This is a genomic window from Vibrio sp. MACH09 (assembly GCF_033238805.1).
In the GTDB taxonomy this organism is placed as follows: Bacteria; Pseudomonadota; Gammaproteobacteria; order Enterobacterales; family Vibrionaceae; genus Vibrio.
In genome coordinates this window covers 731,307-754,865 of record NZ_BSFZ01000002.1, presented here as the reverse complement: position 1 = coordinate 754,865, position 23,559 = coordinate 731,307, and the positions used below count along the sequence as shown (strand labels likewise).

The window sequence follows — 23,559 nt, the reverse complement described above, 5'->3', positions numbered from 1 at the left end:
TTATTCTTTTACTGCGCCACTGACAAGGCCGGTTGTAATGTGTTTTTGTGTAGCCACAAACAATAAAGTAATGGGAACAGCGACTAACAAAGAGCCCGCTGCAAATAAGGTGAAGTTTTCTGCTGAATTAGACGATATCCAACTGAAAATGCCGATAGCGAGAGTCATTTTCTCTTCGCTTCGAAGAATTAAGGTGGGAAGAATAAAATCCATCCACGGAGCCGTAAAAGAGACTAGCCCAACAAACACTAATATCGGTCTGGCAAGCGGCAGAATTATCTCCAAAAATATCGTCATATGACCCGCACCATCTATTTTGGCAGCCTCATCCAATGAGGTAGGAATGGCGTCGAAATAACCTTTAACCAACCAAGTCATAAATGGCAATGATCCGGTGACATATACCGCAAGCAATCCAACATATGTGTCAATCAATCCCAACTTAGACAAAAGGATGTAGATGGCCGTCATTGACAAAAATGCGGGAAACATCTGTAACACCAATATCGTCATCATGGTGTTTTTCTTGCCTTTAAATCTATAGCGGGAAAAGACAAATGCCGTAATGGTTACCACTACTAACGAAATCAACATATTTGATGTAGCTAATACAAATGTATTCTTATACCACTCCAAATACGGGGTATCCGTAAAAAGGGCTTTGTAATGGTCTAAAGTAAACTCCATTTGTCCAAATGAAGAACTGAACAAGTTGTTACCAGGCTTAAATGACGCCAGTACAGTCCAAATAACAGGGCCAAGCACCAACAACGCATTGAGTGTAAGAAACAGGTAAACAACCGCTGTTCCTAATTTTCCTATAAGCTTTTCCATCTTACATACCTACATCATCTTTAAACGATTTCATCCGACGGAACTGCCAGATCGCAACCGCTGACAAGAACAGGAATATGACAATAGAAACTACCGATGCAATTTGATATTGCTGGAAGTCGAGCGTCAATTTGTATATCCAAGTAATTAAAATATCGGTATGACCAGCGAAACGATATTCTGGATTAATCGGTCCCCCACCCGTTAACAAGAAAATCGCACCAAAATTATTGAAATTATGCGCAAATGTCATCACAAGAGAAGGCGCTACTTGATGCATCACCATAGGCAGAGTAATTTCCCAGAACTGCTGAAACTTGTTAGCACCATCCACTTCACTCGCTTCATAGATGTCTGATGGAATATTGGTTAACGCACCAGAAATCAATAACATGAAATACGGTGCCCCCACCCAAACACTTATCGCGATCACAGAGATCTTTGCGTTAATAGGATCAGAAAGAAACGCGACTGAATCAAATCCCCATAAGTTAAGAACATTGTTGACCGGGCCAACACCGTTTAACAGCAGCCTAAACATAAGCAAAGTAACGAATGCAGGAATGGCGTAAGGCAAGATGAAAATAAATCGCCACATTTTTTTGGCTTTAATCTTTTTGTTAGACAGGGCTAACGCAAGAATAAAACCAAATCCACAGGTACAAATGGTCGCAAATATCGCCCACAGCACTGTCCAGCATGCAACACCAAAGAAAGTATTGGACCAGATACGCAACTCAAATAAGGCAAAAAAGTTTTTAAACCCAACCCAGTCCACAAGGTTTCTCGGAGGAATATGATTTGGCGCTGAATAGTTGGTAAATGAGACTAAAACGGTAATCACGATTGGCAAAATGATAAACGCGATACAAGCTATAAATGCCGGAGAGAGCACAATAAAGGCAAATCTACGATTATAAATGTCCGCCAACTGTTCAGTCATCGATAAACGACAATAAGCCAGAGATTTTGCATCATTAACGTTTAACAGATACACCAACGTAATCAACACGACAGCAATAAGCGCAATCACACCTTCAACAAGCATAAATACTGAGTTGTCACCCTGAATAATCTCAAAACCTTTGCGGCTCTGTGCGACATCTCCTAGTGAAATCAACCCTTGAATGGCAATGATAATGTCGGGCAACATTAATAGCGCTAGGATCTGTAAAGTAAAAAATAGCAGTCCCTTTACTTGATAACCACGCTTTATCTGTGTTGCCCCCATAAACAGCATAGATAGGGGCAATTTTGCGAATGTTCTATTAGTCGCTTGCATAGTCACTAGTTATTCCTGCAACTCAATTTGTTCTTCAATAATAGACAACGCACGTTCAAGCACGACTTTAGAAGGCTTATCATTTACCCATAAGTCCGTAATAGCACTGGCCATCGGTGACCAGATATACCCCATCTCTGGAATGGATGGCATAGCATCAGAGTAATACCCTTGAGCGATGATGGCTTGAGTGGCCTCACTTACATTACTGGTTATCTCTTCTAAAACAGAAGTCATAGGAGGAATCGCATTGGTCATCTCATAACGTTTTTTAAGCATCTTGCTGGATGAGAGATAATCTGAAAACAACTGTGCGGCTCTCGGGTACTCAGTATAAGACGAAACGACAGCCAGGCGAACGGTAGAAAAGGTTCGTAACTTTTGACCACCTAAAGTGGGCATAGGTACAACGCCAAAATTGATTCCCGACTCTTGATACCCTTGAATTGCCCATGGACCATCAATAATCGCGGCGACTTTTCCTTCACTGAATAACCCTCGTCTCACCTGTGGATTACGCATGTCCATAGGGTTTGAGTTGTTCGCCACACGCAGTTTCTTCATAACAGTAAGCCCCATTTGAGCTTCTACGGATGCAATACCAATATCATTCGCATCTGTACCGTTATTACCAAACTCATATGCACCAAACTGCGTCAAAAACATTCGCGACTCGTAATAATTTTGTATATCCCACAGCAGTGCGTACTTATTCTCTTTTTTATTATTGAATGCCTTAGCAAATTCAACGATCTCTTCAAAAGTGTTAGGAGCAGAAGTGAGCAGATCTTTATTGTAAAACAGTACAGTGGTAGCAAAGCTAACAGGGAATCCGTAACTGCTGTTCTCCGCTTTCGCCGCTGTCGCCGCATTCTGCATAAAGAGCTTGTCTACTTTGTCAGCAGAAACAAGGTTTTCCATTACTCCCCCTGCAACAACCAACTTACCCAATAAGTCATGTTCAATTTCAGCAACGTCTGCCACTCTCGCTGAACCTCCGTCTTGAATAAGGCGAGAAGCTGCATCTATAGGGGCGATCCCTCTAAATGTAAAATCAATAGCGTAGTTGTAGTCTTTATTAAATTCGTCCGCGGCATATTCCATATAATTGAGCGTCGTTTTGTCAGTCCATATTAATAGCTCTGCTCCCGCTTCAGGTTTAATCTCTTCTGCCGCGATAACCGATGACATTAGCAAAGACGAAAGTAATGTTACTTTAAATAATTTGTTTTTCATTTACACACCAACCCACTTGTGATTTTAGTAGTACATCAAGAACTACTAAATAGAATATTATCTCGCTTGAATAAGTCAACATAATCAATTTCGGCGCTATATTTATTGTGATGGACATCAAGTAATTATTTGTGACGCACATTAAAACCTCTCCAACCCAAGCAATAACAACTGCTCTAGCACGATAGAACTTTTTATCTATTTTTCTGAAGAATATATTTATCTTTATCAATATGCCTAGTTTATTGTGATTTCGGTCAATAAAATCACCACAACAAAGTGATCAAAATCACATTTAGACTTTCATGCACAAGAAAAAAACAGGGAAATAAAGAACAATGCAAATAGGCGTTCACTATGGACGACTACAAAAGCTAATTGGCCATAGCAATAACTTCATTCTATTTAATTGCTAACTAAGGATTTACAGTGAAAAAAACACTCATATCAGTATTAGTCGCGAATGCACTTGCCATTCCCTTCACTGCTCACGCAGCAGATGATCGCGGATTCTCTATCGAGAAAAGTGTCTACGATGAAGCGCTAGAATTTGGTGGTCATGTCGGCACCTCTTTTGAACTCGAAGATAAAGTAACAAACGGCTTTAACGGCAATAAGAAAAAAGAGAAAACCACCACTCACGAGGTTGTAGGTCTTTATTACAACAATCCAACGTGGAACTTTACTGCCTTATATGCCCTAAAACTTGAAAATCGAGAACAGAGAGAACCAAGTTATCATGAAAATGAAGATGGCATTAAGCAGCTATTTTCATTAAACAAAGGTTACGATTTATCTAATGGTTGGGGAACAGGGTTAATCTACGAATTAGAATACACTAAGAGTAAAGTCTATTCTCCTAACGTAAAAGGATTAAACAAAACCAAAGCAGAAAACAGTATTCGTCCTTACCTCACCTACTGGGATAATGACAACAGTTGGGGCTTCTATTCTAACTTAGAGTATTTATTTAATAGTGAAGATAAGAGTGCTTGGGGTGAACGAGACGAAAAAGGTTATAGCGTTCTGTTTAAACCCTATACTCGATTTGGCAACTGGTTGATGGGTATTGAGTTCTTCTATCAGATCAAAGAGAACGAAGGTAAAACGTCTACAGGTACGCTAAGCGAAGAAAGTGACTTCACTGAAAAGTATTTCGAACCTATCGTACAGTATAGCTTTGACGATGCTGGCACAGCTTATGTACGTGTGCGCGTTGGCGAAAATGAAACAAAACATAGTGCTAAAAGCAGCGGTAACGCCAATGTTGACTATTTCAAAGATATTCGTAAAGCAACAGTAGGCTACGAGCAGGCCGTTGGTGAAAACTGGTTAATGAAAGCAGAATACGAATACGCCAACGAAACAGAGAAAAAGAGTAAACTGGCTGGCTGGGAAGCGAAAAACGAGAGTGAGCTAAAACAGCACACTGTATTTGTTCAGGCTTTATACCGTTTTTAAATTACTATTTGCCGAGAAAATATCATGATAAAAGCTTTGGAAATTGCACAGATTATTTCAGGTTCTATCGTCGGGGATGAGCAGCAAAGCATCTCTCACATTCGACCGATAAAAAGCAAGGAGAAAGGTGGATTAGCCATTGTTTTTGCGAAGAAAGATCTTAGCCATATTTCTGAAGCTTTTGCAGATATTATTATTGGCCCGCCAGAAATATTAGAGTGTAACGTAAAAACAAAAATTGTTATCGACAGCTTAAAAGCAGACAAAATTAACCAACTGCTTCGTCATTATAAGGTTCACAAGTATCAGTTATTTGATCAAGGAAATAGTTCTGATAACCCAGATGTTTATATAGGCAAGCACTGTACCATCGGGCAAGGGTGTTACTTTATGCCCGGAGTCAAAATCATGAATGGTGTCACCATTGGCGATAACGTCGCAATCCATGCCAATACCGTTATCAAAGAAGGCACCATCATTGGCAATAACGTTACCATCGATTCCAATAACTCAATAGGCAACTACAGTTTTGAATATATGGCAGGCGAAGGGCAAGGGTATCAGCGCATTGAAAGCGTTGGCCGAGTTGTCATTGAAGATGATGTTGAAATAGGTTCTAACAACACCATAGATAGAGGCACGCTAGGTAACACCGTTATCGGCAAGGGCACAAAAATAGACAACCTCGTACAAATAGGTCACGACTGCATCATTGGCCAGCACTGTCTATTAGTTTCTCAAACTGGATTTGCTGGTCATACAACACTAGGGGATCACGTTATTGTGCATGGTCAGGCAGGTACTGCCGGTAACCTATCAATCGGCAGCAACTCAGTTATTAAAGCAAAATCTGGTGTGAGTCACTCATTTCCTGAAAATAGCGATCTATTTGGATACCCAGCCAAAGACGCCAGATCCTACTACAAAAATTTAGCGGTGCTGAACCGATTAACAAACAATAAATAACCCATTTAAAAGGCAAATTATTATGAAATCTAAATTGTTATTTTCTGCATTAGCGTCACTTGTTATGTTCGGTTGTGCAAGTACATCTGATTCCCCTGCAAATATGGAACTCGCGACAGGCCCAATGGCAAATTGTGACCTACCGACACTGGACGAAAGAGGACCTGTCAGACCTTCATTATACGTTGTTGGTACGTTTGATGACGGACAATGGATCCACATGGAAAACCGTAAAATGGGTTACAAAGGCGACGGAATATATCAAATCGTGAGTGATGAGAAGCAAGGTAATGTCAGCTTACAATTTGCCACTATGGGGTGGAACCCTCAATATACCGCAGCTGGATTATCGATGAAGGTAGGGTATGAAAAGGCATTAAAACGAGGCGGTTTTGCAAAAAATACCGTTGTAAACATTCCTCATGCCGGAAAATACCTTTGGAGCATCAAACTTGCTGAAGATAAAAAACCCATCTCAGCATTAATCTCTGTGTGCAAATAGACCTCTCGGTGTAAGTGATCTTTTCAGAGAAAATAACCTTGATACAACGACGTTAATCGTCACTACTCGTTATCGTGTTCATATGTGGAGAGTCGAATGGCTACAGTAAGCCTACGCAATTTAGAAAAACAGTACGACAATGGCTTTAAAGCTGTTCATGGCATCAACCTTGATATTAAAGAGGGTGAGTTTATGGTTTTTGTCGGCCCGTCAGGCTGCGCTAAATCCACGACTCTACGTATGATAGCCGGTTTAGAAACCATCTCGGGTGGCGAAATATGCATAAATGGCAAACGGGTCAATGAACTTGCCCCTAAAGATCGCGGCATTGCCATGGTATTTCAGAACTACGCCTTATATCCGCATAAAACCGTTTATGACAATATGGCTTTTGGACTAAAGATGCAAAAGAGACCAAAAGAAGAGATAAAGCAGCGGGTAGAAGAAGCGGCCGAAAAACTCGAGATAACCGATCTATTAGATAGAAAACCAAAAGAGATGTCAGGAGGTCAACGTCAACGAGTTGCCGTTGGCCGAGCAATCGTGCGTAAACCTGACGTGTTCTTATTTGATGAACCTTTATCGAACCTTGACGCTAAGCTTCGCGTATCAATGCGAGTTAAGATTGCTCAATTACATCAGTCGCTCAAAGAAGAGGGCAATCCTGCTACCATGGTATATGTCACCCATGACCAGACAGAGGCCTTAACGCTAGGTGACCGTATATGCGTGCTCAATCAAGGGGAAATCATGCAAGTCGACACCCCCGAAAATTTATATAACTATCCAACCAATAAATTTGTAGCCACATTTATTGGTTCACCATCGATGAACTTAATAAAAGCCATTATACGAAAACAAGGTGACCATATTTACGCCGAGTTAGCCAGCCAGGTACACCTTTTACTGCCTGAATGCAAACAAGAAAAACTACAGCAACATATTGATAAGTCGGTATTTTTAGGTATACGCCCTGAGCATATTAGCTTAGCTCAGCCAAACGAAGAGATAAATGTATATACAGGCAAACTCACGGTGATTGAAAACTTAGGTAATGAAAAATACCTTTACTTCAAAATTGGAGACAATGAGATCATCTCTAGAGTGAGTGGTCAGCATATTACGACATCAGACATAGGCTCCGATTTGAACTTCAACTTAAACTCAGAGTTTTGCCATATTTTTGATGCAGATACAGAAGAGAACCTAACACTGTAATCTCTCAATAAACCAAATTCTCATCAACAAAGCGCGCACATTAAGTGCGCGTTATGAGATCCTTTTACCTTGCAGAGCAACGCTTATCAACCACCTCTACTTACGGTTGCTGTAATTTCTCTTTAAGAAAATCCACCAGCATTTGTACTTTGGAAGATAAATGACGGTTATGTGGATATAACGCCCAAATATGATCATCTTCTTCACGATAACCTTCTAAAAGCGTTACTAGCTCTCCACTATCAATGTACTCACTAACATAATAATCCGGCAGTTGTACGATACCAATTCCCTTAACCGCCGCATCACACAAAGCTCTGCCGCTGTTGCAACTCAAATTGCCTTTTACCTTAATATGTTTCTCTTTATTGTTTTCGCGAAAACGCCAAAAGTTGAGCGTACCGATAAGGCAGTTGTGCTTATCTAGCTCTGATAATGAGTGAGGAACACCATATTTTTTAATATAAAGAGGAGATGCACAAACATATTGTGTGCGAGAACTTAACCGCTGCGCCATCATACTTGAATCTTCCAACTGCCCAAGACGAATCGCGACATCATAGCCTTCGGCAACCAAATCTTGCTTTTGATTGGAGAGGTTTAGCTGAATATCCAGTTCTGGATAAAGAGACAAGAATTCATTAACCAATGGAGCGACAGTTTCTTCTCCATAAGTACCGGGGGCGGTCATTTTTAATGACCCTTTAGGTGTTGTCTGTAAATCGCTGATGGCACGTTCCGCTTCGTCCAAACCATCCAACACCTGACGGCAATGTTGATAATACACCCGACCTATATCTGTAACAGACACTCTTCGAGTTGTTCGGTAAAACAACTTGCAGGAAAGTCTTTTTTCCAGAGCAGTGATCTGTCGGCTCACTTGTGCCGTGGATATATCCAATTTCTTTGACGCCGCAGTGAAACTCTCTAACTCTGCCACTGCGACAAACTCACTGACGCCTTCCCAAATAAACATTGCTGCTCTATCTAACCGGAATGTAATAATGCCGATTATATACCCAAGTACCGTCAAGATGCTTGTTCAACAACCATTTATTGGCGTCGAAACGAGGGTCTGTTAGTCTTTCTCAGCTGCAAAATAGTCGCGAAAGATCAGCCGACCCTAAGCAACGATTCGGACGCCACATCCTGTTACAGTCTGAATTAACTGAGAGCCAAAGGCTTTATCAATACGAGTGCGTAACTGATAAAGTTGCACCTTAAGATTATCACTATCAGGGGACCCCTCCGGCCAAATCTCATCAAGTATCTCGTTGCGGCTGATCACTTTCGGACTCTTGCGCATTAAGAGCTCTAACAATTTAAGGTTGGTCGGAGTCAGTTTTACCGACTTGCCACCACGCACCACCTGCTTAGTTTCAACACATAGTTCTAGGTCATCCACCTTAAGTTTACGCAGCTGACCACTGCGTCGGGAAGATAGCGCTTTAATACGAAGTTCCAGCTCCTTCATTGCAAAAGGTTTGACGAGATAATCATCGGTTCCGGCATCAAAGGCTCGTTCTTTATTGGTAAGCTCTTTATTGTTAGAAGTCATCAAAACAGGAACATCAATGCCCTCACTTCTCAAGGTGCGACACAAACGAATACCATCAAAACTTTTGCAATCTAAATCAATCACAATGGCGGCATAATAAGAGCACTTAAGCAAATTAACCACAGAAGTGCTTCGGCAAGCATAGTCACAAACGATATCTGCTTGAGCCAAATAGTGTTCGGTAGATATCGCCTGATCGCTGTTAGCATTAACCAGCAGAATATTAATAGCATTCCATTTCATAATCATGACCTCTTCAAATCATCGCAGATAATCTTGCTGTTACAGATGAATAGCGTGAATAAAACTGCGCACTTACAGTGAAACTACCGTGTCGGTAAAACGAGCTTTTTCAATATTTTTCAAATAATTAACTCCATCACGGCTGTTCACTAAATCCTTAACTGTCGTGCTACCGTCAGGCTGTTTAGTTATCTGATACTGAGAAGAGTTTCCTGAGAAAATGACCTGATTTTCGGCTTGGTTACCTGTGATCTGATTATCCATTTGATTCACTATCACATTCGATGGATTTAAACCGGTTAACGTCACATCCTTCAAATACTGAGAGTGATGGCTGTATGCTTTAGCGGCATCAAATTTTAAAGAAAAGTCACCACTAAAACCGCTATCTATTCTGGCGTTGTAAGTCAGGTAAGGATGAAAGAACTCTTTAACAACGGCATTTCCGACCGGATCTTCCACCGCTATTTCATCGCGAGTTTTTGCAATATATCCCCCCCACATGCCATATTTAGTACTGCCATTCCAACTTCCCCATAGGCCATAATAAGAGTCGATCACAGATGCCAAATACTCTTGCGATAAGCTATTCTCAGCCGTAATCTCTGTTACCCATTCCTGAAAATCGGCACTAAAGGCCCATAATTTATTGGTTTGAGCATGAACTTGAGCATTTCGAATGTTGGCCTGATATGCGGGTAAAGCTCCTATAAAACGAGCATTTTGATCAACACCAATTCCGTAATCATGTACTAGATGCAAAATCTCTTCGAATGTCGCATCACGATGAGAGAAGTCTTGAGATTGATACCACGTTCCCCCTTCTACTTGTATCTCATTTTGATATAAAGATTGACCGTCTAAGTCCCTAGCGGGATTCCTGCCATCATCACTGCCATTCAGTAACAATAAGGTTGCGTTATTCTCTACCATCTTATTGGCTACAGCACTTTTATCAGCACCATAGGTAGAACCGGGGAAATCAGTAAGATAGTGCTGCAATACCGAACGTGCTCGAACAATTTGGTTATCAGACAATTGGTTTTGAACAATAATATGTATTGCACCGCCATCAGGCGTGGTCACTTTGCTATAGCGGTCAAAGCCAAGAATCGCGGAATACTTTGTTGCCAAAGCCGTTGGAACCGCAGTGATCCCTAATGCTCGAGTTTCAGCAGAGAGTGATTGACGATTATTTTTTGAAGAAGCAGTAGACGAGCCAGCATTACTAGCTTGGCATCCAACAACCGCGACAGAGGTTATGGCTAATAAAAGAACTGAAGTTTTCATCGAGCGACCTTTTTCTGACAATATTGAAGTTCGCTACTATTGTGTCAGAACCATTTTTCTTGTGGGTAAGGCCATGTAAGCACAAACCGTTATCATGTAAGCATATGTAAGCTCACTTTAATTACCGTCAGATGGAGGATAAACTGATGGTCAACCGACGAGGTGCAAATGAATACTAAACAAATTTTGATTGTAGAAGATGATGCCGAGATCTCTCGGCTTACCGATATGTACCTTCAAGCGGAAGGTTACGATACCATTACCGCCGCTGACGGATTACAAGCGCTAGATCAAATCAAATTGCACTCACCAGACTTAGTGATTTTAGATCTCATGCTACCTGAAATGGACGGTATTGAGGTTTGCAAACACGCCCGAACCTTTTATCAGGGTCCCATACTGGTCATGACGGCTCGCGATGACGACTTGAGCGAAGTTAGCTTACTGAAACTAGGGGCCGATGATTACCTAACCAAACCTATCCGCCCACACATTATGATTGCCCGCATTGAAGCGTTGCTAAGACGAACAGCAACAATAAATCCCCCTGTTCAAACCAGTAGCATCAGCATCGGTGAAGTCACCATAGACACGGCTACCCGCCAAGCCTACTATCAAGGAGAAGCTCTTAACTTAGCTACTGCTGAATTTGATATGTTGTCTATTCTTGCCCAACATGCCGGACAAGCAGTAAGTCGAGAAGATTGTTGCCAAGCACTCAGAGGCATCAACTACGATTTTAATGATCGCTCTGTGGACATGAGAATCTCCGGATTGCGTAAAAAGCTAAATGATGCTCAACCCCCCTATAAAGTGATATTAACCGTACGTAACAAAGGATATATGCTTGTTAATGGCTAGATTGATCCCCCCCGCTTTTTTACGCATTTATCTCAGTATGCTTATCGCGCTATTTAGCGCGGTGCTCGTGACGATATTAATGGTGAGCTACTACTTAGAAAAAGAAGAGATCGCCCGTTTTCTGCAAGATACAAACTATATCTATAATAAGTTCACCGTTGAACTTGATGGGCAGAATAACTCTGCAGATGAGTACTTTAATGAGGAGATCCTCTATAGATACGGTTATGAACTGGAGTGGATTCCAGAGACCGAAGATGGCCAACTTTGTGTAGATTGTAACTATATTTCTACCATTAAAGGGGTCGAGCTGTATTGGGAATACCCCGAAGACTCATTACTCGCCTCTTACCAACTTCCCGACAACTCAGGAAAACTCCGGGTTCGCTTGGTACAACCCTATGTACCTGTTGAGTACTACCAAGAATACAATTCATTCTGGCCAGAAGATCCTGAAGTCACGGGAGTGTTTTTACTCATGCTGGTGATCGTGGTGGTTATCGGCTGCGTTTTGTATTATCCCGCCGTCAAATTACAAAAACAGATCGAGACACTTAACCGTTCTCAGAGTGCTTTTGGTAAAGGGGACTTGTCGGTAAGAGCAGAGGAAAACGTTCCACAACCGATAAAAAAATTAGCCATCAACTTTAATAACATGGCCGACGATATTTCTGAAACGGTGAAAGAGAGCCAAATATTTGCTCAAGCCGTTCCTCATGAAATGCGCACACCACTAAGCCGTATACAACTAGCAACCGGGATTCTAAGAAAAAGCTGTGACGCTCCCATGCAAGTAGAGTTGCTAAATAATATTGATAGCTACATTGATGACTTGGATTCACTCACCTCTCAAGTCGTCACCTACTCAAAGCTTAACTCAAGTAAAAGTGAGGAAATGGATAGCCAAAAAGAAGATATTTTACTGTCGGAATTTATCTCTTCTCGCGTGGCAATCTATAGCGCCAATAGCAGTAAAACCGTTACGTTAGAGATAGAGTCAGAGAGCACGCTTCAATGTTACAGCATGCATCTTAGGCTACTTATGGATAACCTCATAAAAAATGCGCTCAGTTATGCTGATAGCCATATTAAGATAACCGTCGCTAACCAACCAAAGTTATACATTGCTGTTGAAGATGACGGCGCAGGTATTCCGGAAGAGCAGCACCAATTACTCTTTATTCCGTTCTCTCGGCTAGATAAAAGCCGCAACCAAAAAACCGGCGGGTTAGGTCTTGGTCTAGCGATAGCGAAAACAGCGGCTCATAAATTAGATGGCACATTATCCATCGGAAAAGCCGATTTAGGTGGCGCCAAATTTATCTTTAAGCAGTAACGACAATAAAAAAACACCCTAGCGATTGCCATGGCTAGGGTGTTCTGTTTTCTATCTTAACTAACAACTTACAGTAGTGATTCTATCCCATATTGCTTGCCGTAATTCTCTACGACAAAATCAATATCTTTATCCCCACGACCTGATAAGTTGATGAGCACGTTACCTTTTAAGCCTTTTTGGGCTAACTTAAATGCATAAGCGACGGCATGAGAAGACTCTATCGCAGGGATAATCCCCTCTAATCGAGACAGCTCAAAAAAGGCATCAATCGCTTCTTGATCATTCGCGGTACCGTAATTAACTCTGCCTAAGTCTTTCAAGTAGCTATGCTGCGGTCCAACTGACGGGTAATCCAAACCACTCGCCACTGAGTACACCTCTTGAGGTTCTCCTTGGCTGTCTTTTAACATATAAGACTTAAAGCCATGCATCACACCTGGTTCACCTAGTGTCAATGTCGCCGCATGCTCGCCTTCTTCTTCCAGTGTGTGTCCCGCAGGCTCAACACCGTGAATATCCACCGCTTTATCCTCTAAGAAGGCACTAAACAGTCCCATTGCATTAGAGCCACCACCAACACAAGCGATTAAGTTATCCGGTAGCTTACCCGTCATTTCCTGAAACTGGACGCGAGCTTCGTTGCCAATAATAGATTGGAAATCACGAACCATCATTGGGAATGGATGAGGACCAACAACAGAACCGATAGCATACAACTGGGTAATTGGATCTTTAAGGTAGGCTTCAAATGCCGCATCTACCGCTTCTTTTAAGGTTTTTCTGCCGTGAGAAACAGGAATTACGTTAGCGCCTAAAATGCGCATACGAACGACGTTTGGATGCTCCTTAGCAATGTCCACTTCGCCCATATAAATATCGCACTCTAAACCGACTAAAGCGGCCGCAGTTGCCAAAGCAACCCCATGTTGACCAGCACCGGTTTCCGCGATCAGTTTCTTCTTGCCCATTTTCTTGCCTAATAGGGCTTCACCTAAGCAGTGGTTAATTTTATGAGCACCAGTATGGTTAAGATCTTCTCGCTTTAGATAAATATCAATACCATATTTTTCCGACAAATTTTGTGCATGAAAAATAGGGCTAGGACGACCAACAAAATGTTTATACAACCTTGCAAGCTCAGTCAAAAACTCAGGGTCTTGACGGCACTCATCGTATGCCTGACCAATCTCTTTCATAATGGTCTCTAGTTCTGGCGGAATAAAACTACCACCATATTCACCAAAATAACCATCGCTGTTAGGCATTGCATGTTCAAAGCTGTTTTTCATTCTGGGCACCTTAATTTATTCACTGACAGAGCAATCACTATCTTTTTAATCAAAACAGCCATCGAGCTGTCACTATTTGTAACGATCTAGCGAACTAGTACGCTAGTATTTTGCCGAGTTTAAGCTCTATTTAAGGTAGTGTCAATGAGATCTTGTTGCACATAAATAGGGTCTGTTGATCTTTCGAGTACAGATTTTGTGCAACCTGAAAGCGGTTTGAACAAAACATAAGTAGAGCAACATCGTCTATCTATGTTAAGTACCGCAGTACGTTCGGTAACATACATCTCCATCACGCGGTAGGTCTTGATAGTCAGAGGTTTGAGTGACTGCATTATAAGGAGAACGAAGTACGGTTAAAAAACGCAAGGCAGGTTCATAATTGTTATCCTCCTCACAAGCTGTAAGCACCTCTTCCATGTGATGGTTTCGAGCAATAACCACCGGATTGTTTTGGCGCATAAGTGTAGTCGCGCACTGAAGACCTAATTGTGCTCCTTGCTGTTGCCATTGAGAAAATAATCCATCAAATTGACGTGCTAACCCTTCATCTTTCTGACCTTGAGCAATCGTAGTTAAACGAGCAAATGTTTGGTTGTAATCCATTTTATTTTCTTGCATCCGCTGCAACATATCATCAATAAACCCTCGCTCCGTGGTCTCTAACTCTTTCACACCAAACTTGTTGGCCATCATGGCATAGTAGGCATCTTGATACTTCTCTGTGATTCCTAGAATAACGGGCTCGATTCTCGCAACAGCCTGCTCTGAACTTCCCTTCATCAACGGTAAAAGAGTTTCTGCCAATCTGGCCATATTCCATTGCAAAATAGCCGGTTGGTTGCCATAACAGTACCGCCCTTGTTCATCTATCGAGCTGTAAACCGTCTCAGGATGATAGATTCCCATCATGGCGCAAGGGCCATAATCTATGGTCTCACCTGATATCGTCATGTTGTCGGTGTTCATTACGCCGTGAATAAAGCCGACTCGCATCCAGTTCACCACGGTGTTAATTTGACGATCAATAACAGACTCAATAAAGCGCAATACTTTCTCATCCACGGATAAATCGGTGATGGTATCAATATCCGGATAGTGTCGACTTATCGCGTATCCCAGCAAGCGTTCGAGTGACGCCATATCCCCTTTCGCAGCAAAATACTGGAATGTTCCAACCCGGATATGGCTACTGGCTACGCGGCTGACAACCGCTCCCGGTGCAGCAGTACCGCGATATAACGTTTCTCCCGTCGTCACAACAGATAAACTACGTGTCGTGGCAATACCCAGCGAGTGCATGGCTTCGCTCATGATAAACTCACGAACCGCAGGCTTGAGTGCACATCGTCCATCTCCCCGGCGAGAAAACCGCGTCACACCCGATCCCTTTAACTGCAAATCCTTTATGGCTCCGTCTCTGGCCTGAATATCACCAAGCAGGTGCGCTCTCCCGTCGCCAAGCTGAGGATTAAAGCCCCCAAATTGATGCCCTGCATAGGCTTGCGCCAATGGAATAGAACCTTGTAACAGTCGATTACCAGAAAAGTAACTCGCGGCGTTATCAATCACCAGCTGTGATACCGCTAACTGTTCTGCAAGCTCATCATTCCATAACACCAGCTCAGGGCTATCTACTGCTACAGGCCGAATCTGCTGATAAAACGGTGCTCCTAAATCATGATAAGAATTTGTGATGATCAATGGCTAAACTCCCTTTAGCGTTATGTGGTTGCGCTCTGAGTATAGAGGCTCTTCGTGTTACTCAAGCATAGAAAGCGAAGTTTGACAAATATCTAATGAATCGAAAAATGAAAAAGAATATGATGAAAACCCTAGGGTCTGTTGATCTTTCGAGAACAGATTTTATTTAATCTGAGAGCGATTTGAGCAAGGCATGAGGAGAGCAGCATAGATGAAACTGACCAATTACCACACTCACTGTCACTTTTGTGATGGTAAAGGCAGCGCTGAAGAAGTGCTAGAAAAAGCCAAACAGTTAGGTTACCAAGCACTTGGATTTAGTTCTCATGCCCCACTCCCATTTGCCAATGACTACTCGATGCAACAACAGGATTTAACCCGCTATATCGAGACCATCAACGCCTTAAAAAATCAGCAACAGATTGAGGTGTATTTGGGGCTAGAAATTGATTATCTACAAGATTATATTCAGCCTGCGGATAGCAAATGGAGAGAGTTAGGACTCGATTATGTTATTGGCTCAGTTCATGCGCTGCTGTTTTCAGCGGAGAAAAATGACATGTTAAGCGTCGATGGGCTTGACGATGATGTGGACTATTTACTGTACGATGTTTATCAAAATAATAGCCGTAAGCTAGTTAAAGACTATTACCAGAAAGTCACCGATCTGTGTCGTTCTGGCGGCTTCGATATCTTGGGCCATTATGACTTAGTAAAAAAACATAATCGCCGCCTCAACTTCTTCGATGAATCCGCCAGTTGGTATCGCGATGTGGCGATTTCTTCATTGGATTCAGTCGCCAAATCCGGCGTTATCATGGAAGTTAATTTTGGTGGCATGCTGCGTGGAGCAACAGATGATGTCTATCCACCACTATGGTTACTAAAAGAAGCGTTTCAGCGCCACATTCCCGTACAAATAAACGCAGATGCTCATGCACCACATCATCTAGGCGTTCATCAAGAGTACTGCCGAGACCTTTTGCTTCAAGCGGGTTATCAAACGCAGCGCGTACTGCTCGATAAAAAGTGGCAAGATATCTCTCTTACTCAATAACCTCAGTTCATAAACAAGCCGGATAGGGGGTAATCATCACCGTTAATGATGATTATCCACTACGCCCGTCCAACCATACTGTTGCGCTAATTCCAGCAATTGGGCAATCTCCTGCCTCGAGTCCTGACACAACCATGCAACTATTTTGTCCACTTCTGCTGAGTGCGTTTTCTGATGACAAAAATATTGCCATGCGCTGTGATGAATAGGGATCGCTCGCGGACAAATTAAAAAACCACGTTGTAGCTCTCTTAGTATCAGCAGCATATCCGTTACGGTAACGCCTTGGCCTGACGTACAAGCACTTAAAGCCATATCGAGAGAATAGAATGTGGTGTCGTTGGTCGTCGATGTGTCACGACAACCCATCTTTGCTATCCAAGTTTTCCAGTCATGGTGATCAAGAGTGGGATGCAGCCGAGGCATGGTAATAATTTGATCTATGGTTAGATCTCCTTCAGCTAGGCTCTCTGAGTACACAGGTGCCATGTACTCTTCTCTTAGCAAAAACACATCTGGATTATTTTTATACTTTCGGCCAGCACGAGAATTAAAAATTAGCAGATCATACTCATCGTTGTTCACCGCCATCTCCTCTTCCATAGTAGGAATAATGACAATCTCATAATCTGGCAACCAAGCATTCAACAACTGCATCTTAGGTATTAACGTTCTAATGGCGTAACTCAATGCCGCCTTAATCACCATTTTTTTCTTTTCAGGTTTTTTCCAAGACGACAATAGCAACTCAATTGAGTGGTAATTTTTATTAAGCAGAGCGAACAGCTCCTGCCCTTTAACCGTCAACTCTATAGAGCGATGCTTACGCAAAATGAGCTTGGTGGCTAACTCTGTTTCAAGTTGCTTAACTTGCCGACTAACAGCGCTTTGCGTCACATGAAGTTCTTGTGCTGCATCAGTAAAGCTCAATAACCGGGCTACCGATTCAAAGACTTTAAAGCCATTATGGGAGTTGGGAATCGTTTTAAATGGAGTCATCGTTTTTCACATGAGTTTATGTAATGCCAGAATCACACAAAAATCAATTGAAGACCAGTGAATTAAACCTTATGTTTAACCTCTATACCCAAGTGACCTTAAGATGACTATGCTTTCAAAACTGCGCTTTGATTAGAAGCCCATAGATTCTCGATGAGCACGTTCCTTGAGGTTACTTGGATATTTAACAGAGGTCGCAATGAAAAAAATCATCAATTTAGCATTCCCATTAATCATCTCTCAATTAATCGCCATGGCATTAGTTCTTACTGATGTGTGGATGATGTCTCGCTTGAGTATTACCGACCTTGCGGCAGGTGGGTTAGGCGCCTCCATCTACTCCTTTGTTTTTATCATCGCCTCCAGCACAGTAGGCTGCTGCGCCAACTTAATTGCTATCGCTTATGGGCAGAGCTTATCCCGCCCTGAATATGGAGAGCAGCAGATACGATTTGCGGTAAAAGGAGCGGTATTGCTCTCTGTTATTTTGACGGTTTTGCTCACCATCAGCTTTCAATATGCGCCCTATGTATTAGAGAAAGCACAGCAATCCAGCGATGTTATCGACATCGCTATTCGTTATCTGGACACCTTAAAGTGGGCGATGTTGCCAATGTTGCTGTTGCTGGTGTTACGAGGCTTAACCAGTGCGCTAGGAAACACTCGTTCTGTCATGGTGATGTCCATTATCACTGTGCTGCTCAATATTCCTCTTAGCTACTTTTTGGCCTTTACCCTTGACTGGGGTATTTCTGGCTTAGGGGCAGGAACCGCCATTGCTACTATTCTGGTGCTTATTGGTTACAGCTATTGGACATTTACCCACCCCAGCTATAGCAGTTACGCACCATGGAAACAGAAAGAAGAGTACTCATTTAAACTGCTGATCCCACTGTTATCAATGGGGCTCCCCATAGCAATCGCAGCCCTGCTTGAACATGGACTCATCTATGGTGGGACATTAATGGCGGGCGTTATTAGTGTCAGTGCGCTGGCTCTTCATCAGATACTGTTGCAATGCTTAAGTTTTACTTGGAACTTTAATTTTGGTCTGTCTCAAGCGGCGGCTATTTTGGTGGGGCGTGACTTTGGTGCGAACGATTTACAAGGTATCAAACACACTTCAATCCAAAGCTTTATCTTGGTGACTCTGGTCAGCCTATTACTCGCTGGAGTCTTTCTTTTGTGGCCAAATGTCATCGCCGATCTGTTCCAGCTAGACAGTGCAGACAACGGCCAAAATCAAAATAACATGAGTCAGATTCTTTCTAGCGTGTTGTGGGTTGTCGCGCTCTGCTTTGTCGTAGATGCATGGCAACTTCTGGCGATAAACCTACTGAGAGGAATGAAAATTGTTCTCTCTCCCACCATCAACACCGCAATTGGTTATTGGCTCTTTGGCTTACCTGCCGCGTGGTGGTTATTGGATCGCTACCAGTTAGCCGGAATCTGGGCGGGTATAGGTGTAGGGCTGGGAATCACCGGAATTCTATTGCTTTTACAACTCAGACAGGCGATTAATAAGAAGTTTGCCTCCACGACACTTCAACAAAGCGTGAGCTAACTAAAACCACGCCTTGGTTTGGTTTAAATGGTGCAAATACTTTAAATGATTTAAATGTAAATAAAGTAATGATCGACACGGTCGCATCATTACTTTTCATTAACATTTGTACTATACTATTGCGGCTTTCCTCACCAACCCCAAGCGTCTTCGCACAGCAATGAGTATAGAATGAACAGTAAAAGTCAGCGCCCTTTATATATCCCTTACGCCGGTCCCGTACTACTTGAATCTCCCCTATTAAATAAAGGTGGTGCATTTTCTCAAGAAGAACGGTCACAATTTAATCTAGATGGTTTATTACCTGAAGCGATCGAAAGTATTGAAGAGCAGGTCGACCGTGCCTATCACCAGTACGAAAATTTTGAATCCGATATGGATAAACATATCTATCTACGTAATATTCAAGATACCAACGAAACGCTGTTCTATCGATTAGTACAAAATCACATTAGCGAGATGATGCCCATCATTTATACGCCAACTGTTGGTGCTGCGTGTGAAAACTTCTCTAGTATCTACCGTCGTGCTCGCGGGCTGATTATCTCCTATCCAAATCGTCACAAAATTGACGAAATTCTAAATAATGCCTCGCGTCATAACATTAAGATTATTGTTGTCACCGATGGTGAACGTATTCTTGGTCTAGGTGATCAAGGTATCGGAGGAATGGGCATTCCAATTGGTAAACTGTCTCTCTATACTGCATGTGGGGGCATCAGTCCCGCTTATACTCTGCCTATCGTATTGGATGTTGGCACAAACAACCCACAACGACTCTCTGACCCTATGTATATGGGATGGCGACACCCAAGGATCAGCAAACAAGAGTACGATGAATTTGTAGACGAGTTTATCCAAGCGGTGAAAAATCGTTGGTCAGGTGCCCTGATTCAGTTTGAAGATTTTGCACAGAAAAATGCCATGCCTCTTTTGGAAAGGTATAAAGATAAAGTGTGCTGCTTTAACGATGATATACAAGGTACTGCTGCCGTTACGGTAGGGTCATTATTGGCAGCATGTAAAGCGGCCAAAAGTAAGTTGAGCGACCAACGTATCGCCTTTCTAGGTGCCGGTTCTGCAGGGTGTGGTATTGCAGAAGCGATCATCGCCCAGATGGTGTCGGAAGGTATCGACGATGCACAAGCGCGCTCTCAAGTATTTATGGTGGATCGCTGGGGATTACTTGCCGACGATATGCCAAACCTACTCGACTTCCAGAAGAAACTGGTACAAAAGCGTTCAACCATTGATGCATGGGATAAAGAAGGCAGTGATGTCTCACTGCTTGAAGTGATGAAAAACGGCCACCCAACTGTACTCATAGGCGTCTCTGGAGCCCCAGGGTTGTTTAGCGAGCAGATCATTACCGAAATGCATAAGCACTGCCAGCGACCAATCATATTCCCGCTGTCTAACCCAACAAGCCGTGTTGAAGCCTTACCAGAAGACATTCTTCGCTGGACGAATGGTGAAGCACTTGTTGCCACAGGCAGCCCATTTGACCCTGTAATTTTAAATGGCGAAACTTACCCAATCGCTCAGTGTAATAACAGCTATATATTCCCGGGGATTGGATTAGGTGTACTTGCTTCTCGTGCTAAACGAGTGACTGACGAAATGTTGATGGCATCAAGTCGGGCATTAGCAGAATGCTCACCATTAGCCATTAATGGTACCGGTTCGCTGCTCCCACCTCTTGAAGAGATTCAACAAGTATCGAAGAAAATCGCATTTGCCGTGGCTAAAAAAGCGATGGAGCAAGGCAAAGCGTCAACATCTTCCGATGAGCGATTGAAAGAAAAAATTGAAGAGAACTTCTGGGCACCGGAGTACCGTCAATATCGCCGTTCAGCGTTCTGATATACCCGAATAACCTCAAGGTGCAGGATTCAGAACTGAATCAACAGGTTCAGTTTTGAATCAACAGGTTCAGTTCAAAAAAACAATTGAAACAGTGCACTTTATGACGTGTTGATTTATGACGTATTGTTTTATGGCGTGTTGTTTTAAGATGCACGGCTTTATGAGGTACGGCTTTATGAGGTATGATTTTATGAAGTACGGCTTTGTGAGGTAAAACGTTGTGAAGTATCGCGGTGTAAAGTCACTTTTAACGATACTCTTATTATTGCTAATCAAGAGTATCGTTTAATTTCAAATCCTTGAAAAACAGTAGTTAGGCAATCAAGTTTACGCCAACAAATAGAGCCACTGCTGAAACTTCCATAAGCATTAATGCAATTGTCGCCACTCCACCAAGTACTGATGCAGATACTGTTGGGATTATTTCGTTTGTCTCTTCAGTATTCAACAAGGATAGTAGTGCTGAGTTCATGCTTCCTCTCTTATGTAATTACATTTCAATTTAGAGCGTGAATTCTACTCATTTTGAGAACTAGATCAAGTTTTATATGTAACTAAATTACCATCCTAAAATTGAAAGAATAATCCCTGAATTTATTAGCAATCATAATTTCATAATCTAGAAAGGGAATGCCATTCCTTCAATTATCTTTCTTGAACTGAATGTGTAGATGCTGCTCTGAATCCAGCATATTGAGGTCACTTGAGTATAGAACCAATTAAGACCAATGCGACTCAGTTAGATTTTTTCTCGTTTAACCCAAAATACTTCTTTAATATCAACAAAATAAATAAATTACGACGAAATCTCCTATTGCATATATACTTTTTATATGATGTTAAAAGTCGATCCCTGATCACAATCCGACCACCTTGGTATTGCTTTGGTATTATCAGAGTATATTATTGGACCGTACCCCACAGTACCAAAGGAAATTAATAATGAAATCTACAAATGCAAAACTATCATTCATGATGTTTATTGAATGGTTTATCTGGGGAGCATGGTTTGTTCCTCTCTGGCAAATACTCAATACCAATGGCTTTACGCCAACGGAAATAGCATGGTGCTATGCATCTACCGCCATTGCGGCCATTTTATCTCCGATCCTCGTTGGCTCAATTACCGACCGTTTCTTTCCTGCGCAGAAGGTTCTTTCTGTAATGTTGCTTGCTGGCGCAGCACTTATGTACCTTGCAGGTCAACAGACTGAATTTTCAAGCTTCTTCCCTTTACTGTTGCTATATGCGCTCACTTATATGCCAACTATCGCACTCACCAACAGCATTGCGTTTTCCAATGTTGAAGACGTCGAAAGAGACTTTCCACGTATACGTGTACTCGGCACTATTGGTTGGATTGCATCGGGAATTGCCATTGGTTTTCTTCCTGGATGGTTGGGGTATGGCGACATCTCCTCAAGCAATATCCCACTAATTATTACCGCGTTAAGTTCTGCTGTTTTAGGTCTGTTTGCACTGCTATTACCGAATACACCGCCAAAGAGCACAGGTAAACTTAGCTTAAAAGTAATGCTTGGTTTAGATGCATTGGTATTATTGAAAGATCGCAACTTCCTCGCATTTTTTGTCTGTTCATTTATGTTTAGTATGCCACTGGCGTTCTACTACATCTTTGCCAACGGCTTCCTTACAGAAGTAGGCATGAGCAATGCAACTGGCTGGATGACGTTAGGTCAGTTCTCCGAAATCTTCTTTATGCTCGCACTGCCTTTCTTCACTAAACGATTTGGTATTAAAAAGGTATTATTACTTGGTCTGTTTACCGCAGCAATTCGATACGGTTTCTTTGTCTACGGTAGTGCCGAAACGTGGTACCTATACTCACTTCTGTTTGCAGGTATTCTGCTACATGGGGTTAGCTACGACTTCTACTTTGTTACCGCCTATATTTATGTGGATAAGAAAGCACCCGCTCACATGCGTACTGCTGCACAAGGCCTTATCACACTTGGCTGTCAAGGTATCGGTAGCTTATTAGGATACCGTTTAGGTGGTGTTCTGATGGAAAGCATGTTCGCCTATGAGACACCACAAAATGGACTGACTTTCGACTGGGCAGGAATGTGGGGCTTTGGAGCGCTAATGATTGCCGTCATCCTCGTTATCTTCATGTTCTTCTTTAGAGAGCCTGATGGAGAGATCGCTGAGATAGAGATTCCCGATTCAAACTCTGAAACGCATACAGAGAAAGCTCAAGCATAACCCTTGATGGTCCTGCTCAGTATCAGTATTAACGTCAATACTGAGCAGGATTTTTTAACCGATT

Annotated in this window: 20 protein-coding genes; 10 read left to right on the top strand and 10 right to left on the bottom strand. The window is 42.3% G+C overall.

Annotation, left to right across the window (positions count from 1 at the left end):
• From CHJ_RS18695 to CHJ_RS18685, 3 genes are read right to left on the bottom strand one after another with little or no spacing between them, the layout of a single operon-like run.
• Entirely contained in the window at positions 1–834 is an 834-nt protein-coding gene (locus CHJ_RS18695) for a sugar ABC transporter permease (protein ID WP_171751161.1), read from the bottom strand.
• A gap of 1 nt (position 835) precedes the next feature.
• On the bottom strand, positions 836–2,116 hold the full coding sequence (locus CHJ_RS18690; RefSeq protein ID WP_317918598.1) for a sugar ABC transporter permease: 1,281 nt from the start codon (positions 2,114–2,116) through the stop codon (positions 836–838).
• 9 nt (positions 2,117–2,125) lie between these two features.
• Entirely contained in the window at positions 2,126–3,352 is a 1,227-nt protein-coding gene (locus CHJ_RS18685) for a maltose ABC transporter substrate-binding protein (RefSeq protein ID WP_317918597.1), read from the bottom strand.
• A 429-nt stretch (positions 3,353–3,781) separates the two neighbouring features.
• Between CHJ_RS18685 and CHJ_RS18680 the strand changes: the two genes are divergently transcribed.
• From CHJ_RS18680 to CHJ_RS18665, 4 genes are all read left to right on the top strand, one after another.
• Positions 3,782–4,813, top strand: a complete 1,032-nt coding sequence (locus tag CHJ_RS18680; RefSeq protein ID WP_317918596.1) for a porin — start codon at positions 3,782–3,784, stop codon at positions 4,811–4,813.
• A gap of 24 nt (positions 4,814–4,837) precedes the next feature.
• Positions 4,838–5,779 carry a UDP-3-O-(3-hydroxymyristoyl)glucosamine N-acyltransferase gene (gene lpxD, locus CHJ_RS18675; RefSeq protein WP_171751165.1) on the top strand — a complete coding sequence of 314 codons (942 nt, stop codon included), beginning with the start codon at positions 4,838–4,840 and terminating at the stop codon, positions 5,777–5,779.
• A 22-nt stretch (positions 5,780–5,801) separates the two neighbouring features.
• Positions 5,802–6,281, top strand: coding sequence for a glycosidase (locus CHJ_RS18670; RefSeq protein WP_171751166.1), 480 nt, complete (start codon positions 5,802–5,804; stop codon positions 6,279–6,281).
• A gap of 96 nt (positions 6,282–6,377) precedes the next feature.
• Positions 6,378–7,499 carry an ABC transporter ATP-binding protein gene (locus CHJ_RS18665; RefSeq protein WP_171751167.1) on the top strand — a complete coding sequence of 374 codons (1,122 nt, stop codon included), beginning with the start codon at positions 6,378–6,380 and terminating at the stop codon, positions 7,497–7,499.
• Positions 7,500–7,599: 100 nt separating this feature from the next.
• Here CHJ_RS18665 and CHJ_RS18660 read toward each other — a convergent pair whose 3' ends face one another.
• The 3 genes from CHJ_RS18660 to CHJ_RS18650 all read right to left on the bottom strand — a co-directional run bounded on the left by CHJ_RS18660 (position 7,600) and on the right by CHJ_RS18650 (position 10,590).
• Positions 7,600–8,475, bottom strand: coding sequence for a LysR substrate-binding domain-containing protein (locus CHJ_RS18660; protein ID WP_171751168.1), 876 nt, complete (start codon positions 8,473–8,475; stop codon positions 7,600–7,602).
• A 147-nt stretch (positions 8,476–8,622) separates the two neighbouring features.
• Entirely contained in the window at positions 8,623–9,300 is a 678-nt protein-coding gene (locus tag CHJ_RS18655; RefSeq protein WP_171751169.1) for a response regulator transcription factor, read from the bottom strand.
• Positions 9,301–9,372: 72 nt separating this feature from the next.
• Complete coding sequence (locus CHJ_RS18650; protein ID WP_317918595.1) at positions 9,373–10,590, bottom strand: hypothetical protein; 1,218 nt, start codon at positions 10,588–10,590, stop codon at positions 9,373–9,375.
• A gap of 168 nt (positions 10,591–10,758) precedes the next feature.
• Here CHJ_RS18650 and CHJ_RS18645 point away from each other — a divergent pair, with 168 nt between their 5' ends.
• Both CHJ_RS18645 and CHJ_RS18640 read left to right on the top strand, forming a co-directional pair.
• Positions 10,759–11,451, top strand: a complete 693-nt coding sequence (locus CHJ_RS18645) for a response regulator transcription factor (RefSeq protein ID WP_171751171.1) — start codon at positions 10,759–10,761, stop codon at positions 11,449–11,451.
• The gene (locus CHJ_RS18640; RefSeq protein ID WP_317918594.1) at positions 11,444–12,787 is read left to right on the top strand and encodes an ATP-binding protein; all 1,344 of its coding nucleotides are present in this window, start codon (positions 11,444–11,446) and stop codon (positions 12,785–12,787) included. The genes CHJ_RS18645 and CHJ_RS18640 overlap by 8 nt, the downstream gene beginning before the upstream one ends.
• Positions 12,788–12,855: 68 nt before the next feature.
• Here the strand turns inward: CHJ_RS18640 and trpB are convergent, their stop codons facing one another.
• A complete protein-coding gene (gene trpB, locus CHJ_RS18635; protein ID WP_171751173.1) occupies positions 12,856–14,079 on the bottom strand; it encodes a tryptophan synthase subunit beta in 1,224 nt (407 codons plus the stop codon).
• 255 nt (positions 14,080–14,334) lie between these two features.
• Positions 14,335–15,783, bottom strand: coding sequence for a protein adenylyltransferase SelO (locus tag CHJ_RS18630; protein WP_317918593.1), 1,449 nt, complete (start codon positions 15,781–15,783; stop codon positions 14,335–14,337).
• Positions 15,784–15,994: 211 nt separating this feature from the next.
• Here CHJ_RS18630 and CHJ_RS18625 point away from each other — a divergent pair, with 211 nt between their 5' ends.
• The gene (locus tag CHJ_RS18625; protein ID WP_317918592.1) at positions 15,995–16,840 is read left to right on the top strand and encodes a histidinol-phosphatase; all 846 of its coding nucleotides are present in this window, start codon (positions 15,995–15,997) and stop codon (positions 16,838–16,840) included.
• A gap of 42 nt (positions 16,841–16,882) precedes the next feature.
• On the opposite strand, the gene CHJ_RS18620 is transcribed toward CHJ_RS18625, so the two are convergent.
• Positions 16,883–17,839: a LysR family transcriptional regulator gene (locus CHJ_RS18620; protein ID WP_317918591.1), complete on the bottom strand. Its 957-nt coding sequence runs from the start codon at positions 17,837–17,839 to the stop codon at positions 16,883–16,885.
• Between the two features lie 199 nt (positions 17,840–18,038).
• On the opposite strand from CHJ_RS18620, the gene CHJ_RS18615 reads away from it, so the two are divergent.
• The gene (locus CHJ_RS18615; protein WP_317918590.1) at positions 18,039–19,403 is read left to right on the top strand and encodes an MATE family efflux transporter; all 1,365 of its coding nucleotides are present in this window, start codon (positions 18,039–18,041) and stop codon (positions 19,401–19,403) included.
• Positions 19,404–19,574: 171 nt separating this feature from the next.
• Positions 19,575–21,266, top strand: coding sequence for an NAD-dependent malic enzyme (locus CHJ_RS18610; RefSeq protein ID WP_171751178.1), 1,692 nt, complete (start codon positions 19,575–19,577; stop codon positions 21,264–21,266).
• Positions 21,267–21,582: 316 nt separating this feature from the next.
• On the opposite strand, the gene CHJ_RS18605 is transcribed toward CHJ_RS18610, so the two are convergent.
• Positions 21,583–21,741, bottom strand: a complete 159-nt coding sequence (locus CHJ_RS18605; protein WP_171751179.1) for a hypothetical protein — start codon at positions 21,739–21,741, stop codon at positions 21,583–21,585.
• A 470-nt stretch (positions 21,742–22,211) separates the two neighbouring features.
• Between CHJ_RS18605 and CHJ_RS18600 the strand changes: the two genes are divergently transcribed.
• Positions 22,212–23,495 carry a nucleoside permease gene (locus tag CHJ_RS18600; RefSeq protein ID WP_171751180.1) on the top strand — a complete coding sequence of 428 codons (1,284 nt, stop codon included), beginning with the start codon at positions 22,212–22,214 and terminating at the stop codon, positions 23,493–23,495.
• The last annotated feature ends 64 nt before the right edge of the window (positions 23,496–23,559 follow it).

Excerpts from the sequence above, each read along its gene's own strand:
- CHJ_RS18645 (WP_171751171.1), top strand. The coding sequence starts at position 10,759 with ATGAATACTAAACAAATTTTGATTGTAGAAGATGATGCCGAGATCTCT.
- CHJ_RS18685 (WP_317918597.1), bottom strand. The coding sequence starts at position 3,352 with ATGAAAAACAAATTATTTAAAGTAACATTACTTTCGTCTTTGCTAATG.
- CHJ_RS18665 (WP_171751167.1), top strand. The coding sequence starts at position 6,378 with ATGGCTACAGTAAGCCTACGCAATTTAGAAAAACAGTACGACAATGGC.
- trpB (WP_171751173.1), bottom strand. The coding sequence starts at position 14,079 with ATGAAAAACAGCTTTGAACATGCAATGCCTAACAGCGATGGTTATTTT.
- CHJ_RS18615 (WP_317918590.1), top strand. The coding sequence starts at position 18,039 with ATGAAAAAAATCATCAATTTAGCATTCCCATTAATCATCTCTCAATTA.
- CHJ_RS18610 (WP_171751178.1), top strand. The coding sequence starts at position 19,575 with ATGAACAGTAAAAGTCAGCGCCCTTTATATATCCCTTACGCCGGTCCC.
- CHJ_RS18650 (WP_317918595.1), bottom strand. The coding sequence starts at position 10,590 with ATGAAAACTTCAGTTCTTTTATTAGCCATAACCTCTGTCGCGGTTGTT.
- lpxD (WP_171751165.1), top strand. The coding sequence starts at position 4,838 with ATGATAAAAGCTTTGGAAATTGCACAGATTATTTCAGGTTCTATCGTC.
- CHJ_RS18640 (WP_317918594.1), top strand. The coding sequence starts at position 11,444 with ATGGCTAGATTGATCCCCCCCGCTTTTTTACGCATTTATCTCAGTATG.
- CHJ_RS18625 (WP_317918592.1), top strand. The coding sequence starts at position 15,995 with ATGAAACTGACCAATTACCACACTCACTGTCACTTTTGTGATGGTAAA.
- CHJ_RS18660 (WP_171751168.1), bottom strand. The coding sequence starts at position 8,475 with ATGTTTATTTGGGAAGGCGTCAGTGAGTTTGTCGCAGTGGCAGAGTTA.
- CHJ_RS18655 (WP_171751169.1), bottom strand. The coding sequence starts at position 9,300 with ATGAAATGGAATGCTATTAATATTCTGCTGGTTAATGCTAACAGCGAT.
- CHJ_RS18695 (WP_171751161.1), bottom strand. The coding sequence starts at position 834 with ATGGAAAAGCTTATAGGAAAATTAGGAACAGCGGTTGTTTACCTGTTT.
- CHJ_RS18605 (WP_171751179.1), bottom strand. The coding sequence starts at position 21,741 with ATGAACTCAGCACTACTATCCTTGTTGAATACTGAAGAGACAAACGAA.
- CHJ_RS18620 (WP_317918591.1), bottom strand. The coding sequence starts at position 17,839 with ATGACTCCATTTAAAACGATTCCCAACTCCCATAATGGCTTTAAAGTC.
- CHJ_RS18600 (WP_171751180.1), top strand. The coding sequence starts at position 22,212 with ATGAAATCTACAAATGCAAAACTATCATTCATGATGTTTATTGAATGG.
- CHJ_RS18690 (WP_317918598.1), bottom strand. The coding sequence starts at position 2,116 with ATGCAAGCGACTAATAGAACATTCGCAAAATTGCCCCTATCTATGCTG.
- CHJ_RS18670 (WP_171751166.1), top strand. The coding sequence starts at position 5,802 with ATGAAATCTAAATTGTTATTTTCTGCATTAGCGTCACTTGTTATGTTC.